The following is a 15,411-nucleotide window of genomic DNA, read 5'->3' as shown; positions in this document are numbered from 1 at the left end:
TCCCGGCCCGCAGGCGGTGCCCGGGGGCGGGACGCCGGCGGGGCGCGGCCGGGTGCCAGCGGGCCGGGCGTCAGCGGGCCGGGACGTCCGGCCGGGCCGCCGCCCACTCCAGCCGCAGGCACAGCCGTCGGCCGCCCAGCCACCGCTCCAGCCAGTCGCCCAGCTCCAGCGGGGCGCAGGCCGTCTCACGCCCCTGCGCGGCGGCGACGGCGGGGGGCCCGGCCTCCCCGGACGGGCCCTGCGCCGCGGGCGGGCCCGGCACGGCCAGGTCCGAGAGCGCCTCCCGGTAGACGGCGGCGGCCTCGGGGTTCTCGTCGCACTGCCACACGCCGTGCGGGCAGTAGTCGGTGATGGTCTGGTAGAGCGGCCGGTGCTGCGCGAACCACTCCAGCATGCCCCGCATGTACGCGGGGTTGTCGCCGTTGCGGAACAGTCCCCACTCGGGGTAGGACACCGGCTTTCCGCGGGCGGCCGCGAAGTCCACGTGGTGCTGGAGCCCGTAGGGCTGGCTCACGTGGTCCGCGAAGTCCTCACCGGGCGGCTGGTCGTAGGAGTCCAGGCCGATGACGTCCACGACGTCGTCCCCCGGGTAGCAGCGGGTCCACGGGATCGCGTCCCGGCCCCGGTTCGGGGCGAAGTCGAAGCGGAACCGCTGCCCGGGGACGGCGCGCATCGTGGTGACGACGCGCCGCCAGTACCGCTTCCAGGCCCCGGGGTCGGGCGCGCAGCGGTGCGTGTAGGTGGTCCCGTTCATCTCCCAGCCGAGCACGACGACGGTGTCGGGGATGCCCATGCGCACCATGCGCTCGGCCAGGACGCGGAAGTGGCGGTCGAAGTCGCCGCGCGCCCCCGCCCGCAGCAGCCGCCGCACCTCGTCGTCGGGCAGGTCCGCCTCGTTGCGCTCCAGCAGGGGGACGTTGAGCACCAGCAGCCGGTCGGGACCGGCCCGGCGCCAGCGCGCCCAGGCGTTGAGGAAGGCGGGCCGCCCCTCGATGTTGGACCACAGGTCGCCGGGCAGGTAGGTGTGGCCCACCCGCAGCCGGGTGCCGTCCAGCCAGCGCTGGAGGGCCGGGATGCGGGCCACGCCGTCAGGGCCCGAGTCGAGGAAGGCGCCCAGCGCGGGAGCCGCGGGGGCCGGGGGAGCCGGGGACGCCGGGGGAGTGGCCGGGGAGGGCGGCGGCCCGGGAGGCGCCGCCGGGTCCGCCGGGGACGCCACCGGGGCGGGCGGGGCGGAAGCGGCGGGCGGGACGCCGGGGCCGGACGGCTCCCCGGGGGGGCCGGCCGCCGCGAGCAGCCCCGCCGCGACCACCCCCGCGCACGTCCCCGCCAGGCGGCGGCTCGCCTGCGACATGGTGGCTCCTTCCGGGACGCCCGCGGCTCCGACGCACCTCATCGGCGCGCGGCCTCCCGTAAGGATGATGAGCTGACACGTGCCCCGGGCCCGCCGCGCTGCGCGGGGACCACCCGTCCGCCGCCCACGTCCGCCCGGCCGGGTGTCCGCCATCCGGCCCCCGCCGTCGGGGAGGTCCGCCGCCGCGCCGTGTTCAGGAGGGCGGCCGCGCCGGGTCCGCCGGTTCGTCCAGGAGGCGGCCCAGCACCTCGCGCAGGTGGGCGGCGGACGTGGCCGACAGCACCAGTTCCGCGCCCGCGTCCTGCGTGGTGTGGCCGAAGGCGGCCAGCGGTATCCGCACCTCGCGGGGCCGCTCGGCGCCCCGCCCGGGGGCGGCCCGCTCCCCGGCGGGGTGCTGCGGTTCCGCGCCGCCGCCGGGCGCGGTTCTCACCTGGTCGCCGCCGGCGTGCTTGGCGGCGCGCAGCGCCACGTCGCAGTCCAGCAGCAGATCGAACAGGGCCTCCTCGGCTGAGGCGCGCGGAACGCACCCGGCCACGCCCACGGAGACCGTCTGGCCGGTGAGCGCCACCGTCGCGCTGCGGCTCGTGCGGGCTCCGACGGTCTGCGCCCGCACGCCCTCCTGGGCCTGCCGGGCCAGGCGCAGCGCCCGTTCCGGGCCGGTGTGCGGCAGCAGCACGAGGAACTCGTCGCCCGTGTGCCCCCCGTACCGGCCGACGACCGCTCCCTCGACGCGGCTCAGCACGGCGGCCACCGAGCGCAGCACCGCGTCCCCCGCGAGGTGCCCGTAGGTGTCGTTGACGCTCTTGAACCGGTCCAGGTCGGCCAGGAGCAGGGCCACCGGCCGTCCGGCGTCGCGGGAGGCGGCCAGCTCGGCTAACGCGCGGTTCTCCCAGGACCGCCGGTCCAGCACTCCGGTCAGTCCGTCGGTGAGGTGCCGGCCGCACGCCGCGCAGTGGCCGCCCGCCCCGGCGGCCCCGGCCGTCCCGGGGGCGGCCGTAACCGGTGGTGACGGGCCGTTGACGATGCTTGGCGCGGTCCTCATCGATCCCCTCTTCCCGTCTGCCGGCGACACCCGGTCCGGCGGTGCCGGACCGCCGGGGTGTCGGCGTGACGCTTGCTGAGCCGTGCGGCCTGGACCGGCGGCCCGGGCCGTGCCGCGTGCCCGCCGCCCCGCGTGCGGCCGTGCGGCCCGTGTGGTGGTGCGGCCCGGCGGTGCCGGATCGTCGGCCGCCGTGCCGGAGCCCCGTCGCCGGCCGCACCGGCGGACGTCCGGGCACGCCCGCTTATTCAACCAGTAGTTGATCCCGTGCGCTGTGTGAGTCTAGTCGTGCGGCCGGTCCATATGTCAACCACCAGTTGACCCCGGCAGGTTGACGGGGGGTTAGGATGCCTCCTGCCGGTATCGGGCGGGAGGGGTGAGGACGATGCCCGAGAGCAAGGGTCTGCCGACACCGGCGGGCCGACTCAACCGCCTCTTCGAGACGATCCGCCCGCACGGGCCCCGAGGACGCGTCTACACCAACGAGGAAGTCGCCACCGCCGTCAAGGAGTCCCACCCGCACATCCGCGTGGGCGGCGCCTACCTCTCCGCACTGCGCACGGGCACCAAGAAGAACCCGTCCACCGAGCTGCTCACCGCGCTCGCCCGGTTCTTCGGCGTGCCCGCCTCCTACTTCCTCGACGACGAGACGGCCGCCCAGACCGACGCCGAACTGGCGCTGGCCCAGGTCGCCCACAACCTCGGCGTGCGCCGGCTCGCGCTGCGCGCCCTGGAGCTGACGCCCGAAGGGCTCGCGGCGGTCACCCGGATCGTCGAGCACGTGCTCGACGGCTCCGTACCCGGGGCCGTGCAGGACGACGGCGGAACACGGAACCACCCGGCCCCATGAGGGGCCCACAGCAGCAGTCCGGCACGGGAGGGCGGGGGACAGCGGCGTGGTGACACGATGAACATCAAGGCCATGCGGCGCAGCTGCGCGGCGCTGGTGGGCGACCTCGACCTGCCGCTGCCGGCCGAGCCCGCGCAGGTCGTGACGGCGCTGTGCGCCCGGATGAAACAGCGGCTCGGCCGCGACGTGCACCACCGTCTGGTCTCCTTCCCGCCCGACACGGTCAGCGGCCTGTGGGTGGCCACCGACGACGCCCACTTCATCCTGTGCGAGGAACGCACCAGCCCCTGGCACCAACTTCTCATCACCTGCCACGAGTTCTGGCACATGGAGGCCGACCACCAGGCCACCCCCGGCGGCGACGAGCACGACGACGGGCTGCTGTTCCCCTCCCTCGACGCACGCACCGTCGGCCGGATCGTCGCCCGCCGCACCCACTGCTCGGCCGAGGCCGAACAGGAAGCCGACTTCTTCGCCTCCCTCCTCATGGCCAAGGTCAGCCGCTGGCTGCCGGAGCAGACGTGGACCGTCCCCGCGTCCGCGGCGGCCGTCGTGGACCGCCTGGAGGACGCCCTCGGCCGCACCGGCGACGGCGGCACCGCCGACGGCGGCACGGCGGCCGACCGCACCCGCGACGGAAGGACCACGTGAAGGAGGACCCCTCCGCGCTGTACTGGACGTGCTCCGCCGCCGCCTGGACGGCACTCGCCTTCAAGGTGCGCGACCTGTGGAAGGCCCCGCGCAACGCGATGCGCTGGTCGGTCTGCGCGACGCTGCTGCTGGCCGGCACGGCCATGTTCTTCGCCGCGCCCACGACCATCGCCCACGTCAACCGCCTCTCCGGCATCCCCAACCTGGCGGCCCCGCTCGTCTACAGCCTGCTCACCGCCCTCAGCGTCTCCGCCCACGTGCTCATCGCCTACTGGCGCCACCCCGCCGACCGCGCCCGGCCCGTCGCGCTGCGCTGGATCGGCACCTACGCCGCCGTCATCGCCGCCCTCGTCGTCCTGTTCGCCCTCGGCGACACGCCGCAGGAACGCCGCACCGACTTCGACACCCACTACGCCACGACGCCCTACACGTGCGTCTTCATCGTGCTCTACCTGGTGGCCCTGGCGGTGGCCATGACCGTCCTCATCCGGGAGGGACGCCGCTGGGCCGCCGTCGCCGGACGGCCCTGGCTGCGGCGCGGCCTGCGCTTCATCGTCGCCGGCGCGGCCGGCGCCCTCGGCTTCTGCCTGGCCAAGCTCGCCGCCGTCGCCGCCCGCTGGACCGGACGCGACTGGGACCCCCTCAACACCGAGGTCGCCCCCGCCCTGGCCGTCCTGGGCCTGCTCTGCAGCGCGCTCGGCTACGCCCTGCCCGCCTGGGGCGAGCAGCTCACCGCACTGTCCGGCCGCCTGGCCCGCCACCGCGCCTACCGCGACCTGTACCCGCTGTGGGACGCGCTGCGCCGCGCGACGCCCGCCATCGTCCCCCCGGTCCGGGTGCCCTGGTGGGACTTCGAACTGCGGCTCACGCGCCGGCTGGCCGAGATCAACGACGGCCGCCTCGCCCTGCGCTCCCACACCGACCCCCGGGCCGGGGCGCTCGCGCTGCGCCGGGCCACCGGGGCCGGGCTCACCGGCACCGAACTGCACGCGGCCGTGGACGCGGCCCGGCTGCGCGCGGCGGTGGCCGCCAAGGCCGCCGGCCGCACCTACCCCCACGACACCGCCACCGGGCCCGCGGGCCCCTACGGCGGCGTCGACGGCGTCGGCGAGCTGGAGTGGCTCGTCCGGGTCTCGCGGGCCTTCGCCGCCTCACCCGTCGTCCGCGCGGCGGCCGACGAGGCGGCGCGGGACGGCGGCGACCTGACGGCGCCGACCCGGAACAGAGAGGACTGAGACAAGGCAGTGGCGCACAGACCGACACACGCCGTGGTGCTGGGCGGCGGACTGGCCGGCACCCTGGCCGCCGCGGCGCTGGCCCGGCACCTGGACCGGGTCACCCTGGCCGAACCCGACGTCCTGCCGGACGCCCCCGCACCGCGCAAGGGCGTGCCGCAGGCCCGGCACACACACCTGCTGTGGTCCGGCGGCGCCCGGGCCATCGAGGACCTCGTGCCCGGGACCACCCAGCGCTGGCTCGACGCCGGAGCCCGCCGCATCGGCATGCCCGGCGGCATCGTCTCGCTCTCCGCCCAGGGCTGGCTGCGCCGCTGGCCGGGCCTGGAGCACCTGATCATCTCCAGCCGGGACCTCATCGACTGGGGCGTGCGCCACCAGGTGCTCGCCGACACCCGGGTGACCCTGCGCCAGGGCGTCCGCGCCACCGCGCTCAGCGGGGACGCCGCCCGCGTCACCGGCGTCGTCCTGCGCGACGAGGCCACCGGCGAGTCCACCACCGTCGAGGCCGACCTCGTGGTGGACGCCACCGGACGCGGCTCCCGCGCCCCGGCGTGGCTGACGGCGCTCGGCCTCCCCGGGGTGACCGAGACCGTCATCGACTCCGGACTCGCCTACGCCACCCGCGTCTTCCACGCCCCCGAAGGCGCCGGGCGCGACGTGCCCGTCATCAACGTCCAGGCCGACCCGCGCGAACCCCGCCCCGGACGCACCGCCACCCTCGTGCCCATCGAGGGCGACCGCTGGCAGGTCACCCTCTCCGGCACCCGTGGCGGCGAGCCCCCGCGCGACGCCGAGGGGTTCGTGGCGTTCGCCCGCGCCGTACGGCACCCCGTGGTCGGCGACCTGATCGCCGGGGCCCGGCCCGCCGGGCCCGTGCACAGCTCCCGCGGCAACGTCAACCGCCGCCGCTTCTTCGAGCGGCTCCCCGCCTGGCCCGACGGCTTCCTCGTGCTCGGCGACGCGGTGGCCACCTACAACCCCGTCTACGGGCACGGGATGTCCGTCGCGGCACACGGCGCCCGCGCGCTCGGCGACCAGGTGGGGCGGCGGGGCCTCGCCCCGGGCACCGCCCGCGCCGCGCAGCGCGCCGTCGCCGGTGCCGTCGAGGGCGCCTGGACCACGGCCACCAGCCAGGACGTCCTCTACCCCGAGACGGTCGGCCCCCGCCCGCCGGTGCACGCCCGCGTCCTCCAGCGCTACGTCGAACGCCTGATGGCCACCGCCAACACCCGCTCTCCCGCCGCGAGGGCCCTCTACACCGCCTTCACCCTCTCCGGCCCGATGACGGCGCTGGTCTCCCCGGGAGCGCTCGTGGCCACCGCGCGCGGCCCGCGCGCCGCCCCCGTCCCCGAACCCCCGTTCACCCGCGAGGAGCGCAGGGCGCTGGCGCTCCCGGTCCTCCCCGCGGGCGGCTGAGCCGCCGGGCCGCGGCGCGGAGCGCTCCGACGGGCGCCCCGCGCCGCGGCCCGGCGTTCCACCGGGTGTCGTCCTCGCCGCCGCGCACACCGGCCGGATCGCCTTCGGTGAGCAGGCGCAGCAGGCGTCCGCCGAACAGGGTGTGGCGCTCGCCCTCCGGGGCGAAGGACAGCGCGTAGGGGAGGCCGAGGTGAGCGGGAAACTGCCCTTGGACAGGCCGGGCAGCTCCGACCCCGGGTCGTGCGTCCCGGTGCTGACGAGCACGGCACGGGCGTCCCGGCTGTTTCCCGGTGCCACCGGACACGCGCTGGTCACGGCGCGCACCCTGCCTCAGACGTGGGTGAGGCGCAGGGCAGGGGTCCCAGGGGGAGCGACCCACGGTCGGATCAGGCTGGTCAGGCCCGCCTGACGAGCGAGATCCTTCACGCCGCTGGTCACGGTGGACCTGTGGCGACAGGAAAACCCCACGCGTGGTGGGGTTTCTGCTGGTGTCCGAGGGGGGACTTGAACCCCCACGCCCGATAAAGGGCACTAGCACCTCAAGCTAGCGCGTCTGCCATTCCGCCACCCGGACCCGGTGGACCGCGCGGCCCTCGGCCGCCCGGCGCGACGCCCACGATAGCACTGTGACCGGGGGCGTCGATCACCCTGGCCTTGGGCCCGGGGAGGGGGAGGCGCCAGGATGGGAGCCGGACCCCGTCACCACCAGGAGGCAGTGTGAGCGAGTCGAACCCGACCACGGCAGCGGGTGCCGTCACCGGCGAGGACGAGGTCGTCGGCATCTGCCGGGACCTCATCAGGATCGACACCAGCAACTACGGCGACGGCCGGGGGCCGGGGGAGCGGGCCGCGGCCGAGTACGTCGCCGCGCAGCTCGCGGACGTCGGCCTGGAGCCGGAGATCTTCGAGTCCCGGCCCGGCCGCGCCTCGACCGTGGCCCGCATCGCGGGGACCGACCCCTCGCGTCCCGCGCTGCTCATCCACGGCCACCTCGACGTCGTACCGGCCAACGCCGAGGACTGGACCCGGCACCCGTTCTCCGGCGAGGTGGCCGACGGCTGCGTGTGGGGCCGCGGCGCGGTGGACATGAAGGACATGGACGCCATGACGCTGGCCCTCGTCCGCGACCGCCTGCGCAGCGGGCGCAGGCCGCCGCGTGACGTCGTGCTCGCCTTCCTGGCCGACGAGGAGGCCGGCGGGGTGCACGGCGCCCGCTACCTCGTGGACCGCAAGCCCGAGCTGTTCGAGGGCGTCACCGAGGCGATCGGCGAGGTCGGCGGCTTCTCCTTCACCGTGAACGAGAACCTGCGGCTCTACCTGATCGAGACCGCGCAGAAGGGCATGCACTGGATGCGGCTCACCGTGGAGGGCACCGCCGGCCACGGCTCGATGACGAACGACGACAACGCCATCACCGAGCTGTGCGAGGCGGTGGGCCGGCTGGGACGCCACCGCTTCCCCGTGCGCGTCACCAAGACCGTCCGCGCCTTCCTGGACGAGCTGTCCGACGCCCTCGGCACCGAGCTGGACCCGGAGGACATGCAGGAGACGCTGGCCAAGCTGGGCGGCATCGCCAAGATCATCGGTGCCACGCTCCAGAACACCGCGGCTCCCACCCAGCTCGGCGCGGGCTACAAGGTGAACGTCATCCCGGGGCAGGCCACCGCGCACGTGGACGGGCGCTTCCTGCCCGGCCACGAGGAGGAGTTCCTCGCCGATCTCGACCGCGTGCTCGGTCCCAGGGTCAGGCGCACGGACGACCACGCCGACAAGGCGCTGGAGACGACGTTCGACGGGCCGCTGGTGGACGCCATGCAGTCCTCCCTGCGGGCGGAGGACCCGGCCGCACGGGCGGTGCCGTACATGCTCTCCGGCGGCACCGACGCCAAGCACTTCGACGACCTGGGCATCCGCTGCTTCGGGTTCGCCCCGCTGAAGCTGCCGCCGGAGCTGGACTTCGCCGGGATGTTCCACGGTGTGGACGAGCGGGTCCCGGTGGACGGCCTGCGGTTCGGCGTGCGGGTGCTCGACCGCTTCCTGGACCAGTGCTGAACCGGCCGGCCGCCGCCGGATTCGGTCAGGCGTGCGGGTTTGGCCAGGAAGGGTGAATGGGCCACGGCAGTCGTAGCCCCACCTCTCACTCCTCGTTACACGGGGTGCGGTCCGTGGCTGGGGCCGCATGGCCAACAAGGAGGAAGAATGATCAAGAAGGTCGTCGCTGCTGCGGCTGCCACCGGTGGACTGGTGCTCGCGGGTGCGGGCGTCGCCGTCGCCGACGCCGGCGCCCAGGGTGCCGCCGTCGGGTCCCCCGGGGTGATCTCCGGCAACGTGGTGCAGGTGCCCGTCCACGTGCCGGTCAACGTCTGCGGGAACACCGTGGACATCATCGCGCTGCTGAACCCCACCTTCGGCAACACCTGCGTCAACGACTGACACCTGTCGTGACTCGGCCCGTGAGGGTTTGACTCTGGCCCCGGAGTGCGGACCACGCACTCCGGGGTTCTCACTTCCGGCGAGCAGGCGTCCCGGCGCAGCACGGTGCCGCTCGCGTCCACGCAAGCAACGAAGACAGGACACAACCATGCGACAGGTCTCCAGGAAGGGCCTGATCACCGTCGTGGCGGCGGGCGGTGCGCTCGCCCTCTCGGGCGGTGTGGCGCACGCAGACGCGTCCGCCGAGGGCGGCTCCTACGGGTCACCGGGTGTGGCCTCGGGGAACACCGTGCAGGTGCCCGTGCACGTGCCGGTGAACGCCTGTGGCAACACCGTGAACGTCGTCGGCGCCCTCAACCCGTCCATGGGCAACAAGTGCGTCAACAACGGCGGTGCCCACGCGGGTCACGACGGGAAGGACGGCGGCCACCACGGGCACGACGGCGGCGGCCACCACGGGCACGAGGGCGGCGGTCACCAGGGTGGCAGCCACCAGGATGGCGGCCACCAGGGCGGCGGCGCTCAGGCCGACGGCGCTGCCGTGGGCTCCCCGGGTGTCGTCTCCGGCAACACCGCGCAGGTGCCCGTCCAGGCCCCGGTGAACGTCTGCGGCAACACGGTCGACGTCGTGGGCGTGCTCAACCCCGCGATGGGCAACGAGTGCGTCAACGGCCACGCTCCCGAGGGCCCCGCCGAGGAGAAGCCGGAACCGCCGCAGGAGGAGAAGCCCGAGGCGCCCGCCGAGGAGAAGCCGGAAGCGCCGGAGGAGGAGAAGCCGGAGAAGCCCGGTCCCTCCGCTCCCGAGGCCCCTGGCACGGGAGACGACGGCGGGCAGCCGAAGCAGCCCGGCACCGGGCCCGCGCCGCAGCTCGCCGAGACCGGCGGCCCCGCGCTGACCACCGCGTTCCCCGTCGGCGCCGGGATGCTGCTGGGCGGCTACGTGCTCTACCGGCGGGCCCGCGCGGCACGGCTCTGACCTCTCCCCGGCTTCGGGAGAACATCACACCGGTGCGCGACGTGCCGTAGCGCGGCGCACCGGTGCGGGCCCCGCCGCGGCGGGGCCCGCACCGCGTTCCGGGGCGCGGGCCGCCTGCGGGCGGCGGGGCGGGGACGCACTCAGCCGCCCCGCCGGCTCACCACGTCGCCCGCACCTGGCGGATGATGCGGCGCCGCAGCCGTACCCGGCGGCTGCCGTCGGGGAACAGCCGCAGGCGGTCCAGCTCCCAGTAGCCGTACTCCGCCTGCTCGGTCAGCAACCGCGCGGCAGCGTTCCGGGAGACCCCGCGCGGCACGTACACATCGCGAAATTCATATTCCGGCATCGCATCTATTGTGCGGACTGGGCCCCGCTACGGATAGCGTCTGCACTATGTCTGATGCTGCGCAGCCGACCGCTGCCGAGGTACGCGCCTCCGCCGAAGCGCTGAAATCCGCGCTGGACCGTCACCTCGCTGCCATCGAGCGCCGGTCCTACGGCACCGCTGCGGCCGCCGACGCCGACGCCGAGGTCAACTCCGCGTTCAACGAGCTGGCCGCCGCGGGGGAGGCGTACGACGCCCTCCTCTACGACGCCTACGACGAGGTCACGCCCTTCGAGATCCCCGGTGGGGACGCTCCGCCGGCCTACCTGGGTCCCGACGATCCGGCGGCCCTGAGCGTGTTCATGCGCCGTGACTACACGGTGGGCGAACCGCTGCGGCTGCTCGCCCAGGCCCAGCGCATCACCGAGCTGGACCCGGACGCCGTGGACCCCTCCCAGGGCGGCCCGGAGACGGCGGGCACCAGCGTGCACGCCGCGCTCGGCGTGCTGTTCGGCGAGTTCGAACCGGACGAGATCGCCACCCGGCACAAGGAGTTCGGCCTCGAAGAGGGCGACTCGACGCTGTGGGTGGTGGCCGACGAGGAGCCCGCCGAGCCGGGGGAGTGGCTGGAACAGCCCTTCGACGCGGCCGACCCCGAGCGGGTCGTCTGCCGTTTCGACATCAGTTCCGTCTTCGACGAGGACGACCTCTACGACGACGAGGCCGACGACGAACCCGACGGCGGGGACGGGGGCGGGGCGGACGGCACGGCGGTGCGGGACGCCGACGACGCCTCCTCCGCCCTGCGCTAGGCGGGGTCCGTACGCGGCTCCGGCTGCGGACGCAGCAGCGTGCGCAGCCGGGTCGCGCGCACCGGGCCGGGGCGCTCGGCCACGGCGCGCGGCAGGGCGTCCGCCACGCCGTGCACGACCGAGAGGTGGCGTTCGGCCCGCCCGAACGCGGTGTAGACCCAGCTCCGGTCCAGCGCCTGGGCGGCGTCGCCCGGGAGTACCACGACGGCGGCGGGCCAGCGGTGGCCCGCCGCCTGGTGGGCCGTCACCGCCCAGCCGTGCCGCACGGACGCCGCCACCCGGTCCCGCGCCACCGTGACCGCACCGTCCGGCGTGGCCAGCCGCAGCCCCGACTCGTCCGCTCCGGAGACCGTGGCGAGGACCGTGCGGCCCGGCACCGCCGCGTACGCCACCCGGTCGCCCGGATCGAAGCCGCCGAAGCGCCCCGGGCCCGGGTTCAGCCGGGCCTTGAGCGCCGCGTTCAGGGTGCCGGTGCCGGCCCCGCCGCCGTGCCCGGGGACGATCACCTGCGTGTGCGCGGCCTCGATGCCCAGGGCCCGCGGCACCGAGTCGGCGACGAGCTGCACCGTGCGGTGCACCGCCTCGGCGGCCTCCCGCACGGGGACGATGACGACCTCCTTGCCGGGCGCCGCCACCTGCGGCAGCTCCCCGGCCCCGACGCCCGACACCAGCTCGCCCAGCGGCCCCGGGTCCGGGGTGCGGGAGGCGACGTGCGGGCAGACGCGCGCCGCCAGCACGTCGGCCAGCACCTGCCCGGCCCCGGCGGGGCCCAGGAGCTGCGGGTCCCCGCTCAGGACGAGACGGGCGCCGTCCGGCAGCGCCTCGACGAGCGCCGCCGCCGCCTCGGCGTCCAGCAGCGGGGCGTCCAGCACGGCGAGGACGTCCAGCGCGAGCGCGCCGTCCTCGTCGTGGCCCGGGCCCTCCCGCCCGGCCAGCAGCCCGGCGACGGTCACGGCCGCCTCCGCCCCCGTCGGCGCCTCCGCGCCGTCCTCCGCCTCCGGCGGGGAGGGGGCCGCCGGGTACGCCTCCTGCGCGGCGGCGACCAGTTGCGCGAGGCGCCGCCGTCCGTCCTCGGTGTGGGCGGCGGCGCAGGCGCGCAGCCCGGCGGCGCGGGCGGCGGCGACGAGCGCGGCGGGCTCCGCGCGTGACGCCTCGCCTCCGGTGTGCACCACCAGCGCGCTGCCCCCGGCGGCGCGGATCAGCGCGGCGGCCGAGGGCGAGGGCGCCGCGTCGGCGGCCGACGTCCAGGCGCGGCCGTCCGCGCCGGCCGGGACGGCGAACGTGCTCTGCAGCCGGTGCAGCCCGTCGGCCAGGCTCTCCTCCGCCAGCGCCCACCGCTCCAGGCCGAGCAGCAGCGGCACGGCGTCCTGCGGCTGCGCCGCCTCCTCCTCCCCGGCGGTGCCGTCGGCTCCGGCGTCCTGCGGTTCCGCGCGGAAGACCAGCACGGCCCCCGCGTCCACCGCCTCGCGCACCGCCTCCTCAGGCTCGGGCACGCCGTGCCGGGCGAGCCCCTCGGCCACGGTGGCCGACTCCAGCACGGTGTGCCCGGCGCGGGCGGCCCGCTCCAGCAGCCACCCGGTCAGTGCCTGGACGCGGCGGGACCCGGCGGGGCCCTCCTCCTCACCGAGCGCCGCCGCGAAGGCGTCGGCCTGCTCGGGCCGGACGCCGTCGACGGCCAGCAGCCGCCACGGATCCTCCCGCAGCTCCTGCGCCGCCTGCGGGCCGAGCGCCCTGGCGGCCGGTTCGCCCAGGGCCTGCGGTGCGCCGCCGTCGGCCAGCGCCTGGCGCAGCTCCTCGGGGACCGGTACCGGGCCGTTTGCCGGCCTGCCCCCGGCCGGCCCGCCCCCGGCCGGGCCGCCGCGCGGCACGGGGGCCGGGGCGCGGCGCGGGGGCCGCGCCGGTTCGGGGGCGGGGAAGAACTCCGCCGCCGAGCGCTCGCCGCTCTCCACCGCCCGCACGGCGGCCATCAGTTCCGCCGCCTTGCCGCCCGCGGCCCCGCCGTCCGCAGGTTCGCCGCCCGTGGCACGGCCGTCAGCGGGCCCGCCGTCCGCAGGTTCGCCGCCCGTGGCACGGCCGTCAGCGGGCCCGCCGTCCGCAGGCCCGCCCGCGGCGGGGGAGTCGTCGTCGCCGGCGGTGCCCTGGGGGGTGGTCACAGCGCGCTCCAGTCGTGGTCGGGGTAGCGGTGCAGCGGGGCCGACACGTCGTCCAGCGCCCGGTTGATCTCGTCAGGAAGCGTAAGGGCCTCCGCCGACAGGGCCTCCGCGAGCTGCTGCGCCGTGCGCGCGCCGACCAGGGGCGCGGCCACGCCGGGGCGGTCCCGCACCCAGGCGAGCGCGACCTGCGCGGGGGTGACGGCCAGTCCGTCGGCGGCGGTGGCCACCGCGTCCACGACGCTCGCGGCCGCCGGGCCGAGGTACGGCTCGACGAAGGCCGCGAGCCGTTCGGAGGCGCCCCGCGAGCCCGCCGGGCGGGCTCCGCCCCGGTACTTGCCGCTCAGCACCCCGCGGCCCAGCGGCGACGACGGCAGCAGCCCGAGGCCGAGGTCCCGCGCGGCGGGCAGCACCTCCCGCTCGGCGCCGCGCTGGAGCAGCGAGTACTCCACCTGCGCACCGGCCAGCCGCACCCGGGCGCCGGGCGCGGCGAGCTGCCACGTCGCCGCCTTGGCGAGCTGCCAGCCGCAGAACCCGGCCACGCCCGCGTACCGGGCGCGTCCGCTGCCCACGGCCAGCTCCAGGGCGTGCAGCGTCTCCTCCAGCGGCGTGACCGGGTCGAAGGCGTGCACCTGCCACAGGTCGACGTGGTCGGTGCCCAGCCGTTCCAGGGAGGCGTCGAGCGCGTCCAGCAGGTGGCCGCGCGAGCCGTTCGCCGGCCGTTCGGGGTCCGCCACGCTGCCCGCCTTCGTGGCGATGACCAGGTCGCGCCGCGCGACCAGGCCGTGCAGCAGCCGTCCCAGCAGGTACTCGGCGCCGCCGTCCCCGTAGACGTCGGCGGTGTCCACGAGGGTGCCGCCCGCCTCCCAGAAGGTCTTGAGCTGCTCCGCCGCCCGGCTCTCCGCGGACGCCGGCTCCCCGTCGTGCGCGGGCCCCGCCCAGGTGAGTGTGCCGAGGCCGATGCGGGACACGCGCAGGCCGGTGCGGCCCAGCTGCCGTTGCTCCATGGCCGTTGAGACTACTTCCGGGCTCGCGTACAGTCCGAGGGACACTGACGTTACTGACCAGTAAGGGGGTCGCCATGCGGCTCGGTATCAACCTCGGCTACTGGGGTGCCGGGATGGACCAGGACAACCTGGCCGTCGCCCGGGAGGCCGACCGGCTCGGCTACGCGGTCTGCTGGGCCGCCGAGGCGTACGGCTCCGACGCGCCCACCGTGCTGTCCTGGGTCGCCGCGCAGACGGAGCGCATCGACGTCGGCTCCGGCATCTTCCAGATCCCCGCCCGCACCCCCGCCATGACGGCCATGACGGCCGCCACCCTCGACTCCCTGTCCGGCGGCCGCTTCCGACTCGGCCTCGGCGTCTCGGGTCCCCAGGTGTCCGAGGGCTGGTACGGCGTGAAGTTCGACAAGCCGCTCGCCCGCACCCGCGAGTACGTCGAGATCGTCCGCAAGGCCATGTCCCGCGAGCGGCTCACCCACGAGGGCGAGCACTGGACGCTGCCGCTGCCCGACGGCCCCGGCAAGCCCATCAAGCTCACCGTCCACCCCGTCCGGGAGCGCATCCCGCTGTACATCGCCGCCATCGGCCCGAAGAACCTGGAGCAGACCGGCGAGATCGCCGACGGCGCCCTCCTCGTCTTCTTCGCGCCCGAGCACGCCGAGGAGACGGCCCTGGCCCCGCTGCGCGCCGGACGCGCCAAGGCGGGCAGGGAACTGGACGGCTTCGACCTGTGCCCGACCGTCCCCATGGCCCTCGGCGGGGACTCCGAGGCCGACATCGACGCGCTCGCCGACACCTTCCGCCCCTACACCGCCCTGTACGTCGGCGGCATGGGCAGCCGCAAGCAGAACTTCTACAACAAGCTCGCGCGGCGCATGGGCTACGAGAAGGAGGCCGCCGAGATCCAGGACGCGTACCTGGCCGGGGACAAGGACGGCGCCGCGCGCGCCGTGCCCCGGCAGCTCATCGACTCCACCACCCTGCTCGGCAGCGTGGACCGCATCGCCGACCGCATGCGCGCCTACGCCGAGGCCGGGGTCGGCACCCTCTCGCTCGCGCCCGCCGGTTTCACCCTGGACGAGCGCCTCGCCTCGCTGCGCGCCGGAGTGGAGGCCATGGAGCGCGCCGGGCTGGCCTGACGCCGCCCCTTTGGCGGTGGCCGCAGG

Annotated in this window: 14 protein-coding genes and 1 tRNA gene; 9 read left to right on the top strand and 6 right to left on the bottom strand. The window is 76.0% G+C overall.

Annotated elements, in window-relative coordinates; translation table 11 throughout:
* Positions 1–70: 70 nt before the first annotated feature.
* The gene (locus V1J52_RS13660; protein WP_330140007.1) at positions 71–1,351 is read right to left on the bottom strand and encodes a glycoside hydrolase family 26 protein; all 1,281 of its coding nucleotides are present in this window, start codon (positions 1,349–1,351) and stop codon (positions 71–73) included.
* 193 nt (positions 1,352–1,544) lie between these two features.
* Positions 1,545–2,393 carry a GGDEF domain-containing protein gene (locus tag V1J52_RS13655; protein ID WP_330140006.1) on the bottom strand — a complete coding sequence of 283 codons (849 nt, stop codon included), beginning with the start codon at positions 2,391–2,393 and terminating at the stop codon, positions 1,545–1,547.
* Positions 2,394–2,775: 382 nt separating this feature from the next.
* On the opposite strand from V1J52_RS13655, the gene V1J52_RS13650 reads away from it, so the two are divergent.
* From V1J52_RS13650 to V1J52_RS13635, 4 genes are read left to right on the top strand one after another with little or no spacing between them, the layout of a single operon-like run.
* Entirely contained in the window at positions 2,776–3,240 is a 465-nt protein-coding gene (locus V1J52_RS13650) for a helix-turn-helix transcriptional regulator (protein ID WP_330140005.1), read from the top strand.
* A 57-nt stretch (positions 3,241–3,297) separates the two neighbouring features.
* Positions 3,298–3,891 (top strand): hypothetical protein, encoded by a 594-nt coding sequence (locus V1J52_RS13645; protein WP_330140004.1) that lies wholly within the window; start codon positions 3,298–3,300, stop codon positions 3,889–3,891.
* Positions 3,888–5,126: an MAB_1171c family putative transporter gene (locus tag V1J52_RS13640; RefSeq protein WP_330140003.1), complete on the top strand. Its 1,239-nt coding sequence runs from the start codon at positions 3,888–3,890 to the stop codon at positions 5,124–5,126. The genes V1J52_RS13645 and V1J52_RS13640 overlap by 4 nt, the downstream gene beginning before the upstream one ends.
* Before the next feature lie 9 nt (positions 5,127–5,135).
* Positions 5,136–6,545, top strand: coding sequence for an NAD(P)/FAD-dependent oxidoreductase (locus V1J52_RS13635; RefSeq protein WP_330140002.1), 1,410 nt, complete (start codon positions 5,136–5,138; stop codon positions 6,543–6,545).
* Between the two features lie 486 nt (positions 6,546–7,031).
* Here V1J52_RS13635 and V1J52_RS13630 read toward each other — a convergent pair.
* A tRNA-Leu gene (locus V1J52_RS13630) sits at positions 7,032–7,119 on the bottom strand.
* 143 nt (positions 7,120–7,262) lie between these two features.
* On the opposite strand from V1J52_RS13630, the gene V1J52_RS13625 reads away from it, so the two are divergent.
* From V1J52_RS13625 to V1J52_RS13615, 3 genes are all read left to right on the top strand, one after another.
* Positions 7,263–8,597: a M20/M25/M40 family metallo-hydrolase gene (locus V1J52_RS13625; RefSeq protein WP_330140001.1), complete on the top strand. Its 1,335-nt coding sequence runs from the start codon at positions 7,263–7,265 to the stop codon at positions 8,595–8,597.
* 147 nt (positions 8,598–8,744) lie between these two features.
* Complete coding sequence (locus tag V1J52_RS13620; protein ID WP_330140000.1) at positions 8,745–8,978, top strand: chaplin; 234 nt, start codon at positions 8,745–8,747, stop codon at positions 8,976–8,978.
* A gap of 148 nt (positions 8,979–9,126) precedes the next feature.
* Positions 9,127–9,954: a chaplin gene (locus V1J52_RS13615; protein ID WP_330139999.1), complete on the top strand. Its 828-nt coding sequence runs from the start codon at positions 9,127–9,129 to the stop codon at positions 9,952–9,954.
* 157 nt (positions 9,955–10,111) lie between these two features.
* Here V1J52_RS13615 and V1J52_RS13610 read toward each other — a convergent pair whose 3' ends face one another.
* Positions 10,112–10,300: a DUF5703 family protein gene (locus tag V1J52_RS13610; RefSeq protein ID WP_330139998.1), complete on the bottom strand. Its 189-nt coding sequence runs from the start codon at positions 10,298–10,300 to the stop codon at positions 10,112–10,114.
* Between the two features lie 47 nt (positions 10,301–10,347).
* Here V1J52_RS13610 and V1J52_RS13605 point away from each other — a divergent pair, with 47 nt between their 5' ends.
* Positions 10,348–11,091, top strand: coding sequence for a hypothetical protein (locus tag V1J52_RS13605; RefSeq protein WP_330139997.1), 744 nt, complete (start codon positions 10,348–10,350; stop codon positions 11,089–11,091).
* Here V1J52_RS13605 and V1J52_RS13600 read toward each other — a convergent pair.
* Both V1J52_RS13600 and V1J52_RS13595 read right to left on the bottom strand, forming a co-directional pair.
* On the bottom strand, positions 11,088–13,058 hold the full coding sequence (locus V1J52_RS13600; RefSeq protein WP_330140115.1) for a helix-hairpin-helix domain-containing protein: 1,971 nt from the start codon (positions 13,056–13,058) through the stop codon (positions 11,088–11,090). The genes V1J52_RS13605 and V1J52_RS13600 overlap by 4 nt on opposite strands.
* A 182-nt stretch (positions 13,059–13,240) precedes the next feature.
* Positions 13,241–14,248: an aldo/keto reductase gene (locus V1J52_RS13595; protein WP_330139996.1), complete on the bottom strand. Its 1,008-nt coding sequence runs from the start codon at positions 14,246–14,248 to the stop codon at positions 13,241–13,243.
* A gap of 74 nt (positions 14,249–14,322) precedes the next feature.
* On the opposite strand from V1J52_RS13595, the gene V1J52_RS13590 reads away from it, so the two are divergent.
* A complete protein-coding gene (locus V1J52_RS13590) occupies positions 14,323–15,384 on the top strand; it encodes an LLM class F420-dependent oxidoreductase (protein ID WP_330139995.1) in 1,062 nt (353 codons plus the stop codon).
* Positions 15,385–15,411 lie beyond the last annotated feature (27 nt).

The organism is Streptomyces solitudinis (assembly GCF_036323765.1).
In the GTDB taxonomy this organism is placed as follows: Bacteria; Actinomycetota; Actinomycetes; order Streptomycetales; family Streptomycetaceae; genus Streptomyces.
This window is presented reverse-complemented; position numbering and strand designations above follow the sequence as displayed.

Bases quoted from the DNA above. Each gene is read 5' to 3' on its own strand.
- V1J52_RS13660 (WP_330140007.1), bottom strand. From the start codon at position 1,351: ATGTCGCAGGCGAGCCGCCGCCTGGCGGGGACGTGCGCGGGGGTGGTC.
- V1J52_RS13655 (WP_330140006.1), bottom strand. From the start codon at position 2,393: ATGAGGACCGCGCCAAGCATCGTCAACGGCCCGTCACCACCGGTTACG.
- V1J52_RS13650 (WP_330140005.1), top strand. From the start codon at position 2,776: ATGCCCGAGAGCAAGGGTCTGCCGACACCGGCGGGCCGACTCAACCGC.
- V1J52_RS13645 (WP_330140004.1), top strand. From the start codon at position 3,298: ATGAACATCAAGGCCATGCGGCGCAGCTGCGCGGCGCTGGTGGGCGAC.
- V1J52_RS13620 (WP_330140000.1), top strand. From the start codon at position 8,745: ATGATCAAGAAGGTCGTCGCTGCTGCGGCTGCCACCGGTGGACTGGTG.
- V1J52_RS13615 (WP_330139999.1), top strand. From the start codon at position 9,127: ATGCGACAGGTCTCCAGGAAGGGCCTGATCACCGTCGTGGCGGCGGGC.
- V1J52_RS13610 (WP_330139998.1), bottom strand. From the start codon at position 10,300: ATGCCGGAATATGAATTTCGCGATGTGTACGTGCCGCGCGGGGTCTCC.
- V1J52_RS13605 (WP_330139997.1), top strand. From the start codon at position 10,348: ATGTCTGATGCTGCGCAGCCGACCGCTGCCGAGGTACGCGCCTCCGCC.
- V1J52_RS13600 (WP_330140115.1), bottom strand. From the start codon at position 13,058: ATGGCCGCCGTGCGGGCGGTGGAGAGCGGCGAGCGCTCGGCGGCGGAG.
- V1J52_RS13595 (WP_330139996.1), bottom strand. From the start codon at position 14,248: ATGGAGCAACGGCAGCTGGGCCGCACCGGCCTGCGCGTGTCCCGCATC.
- V1J52_RS13590 (WP_330139995.1), top strand. From the start codon at position 14,323: ATGCGGCTCGGTATCAACCTCGGCTACTGGGGTGCCGGGATGGACCAG.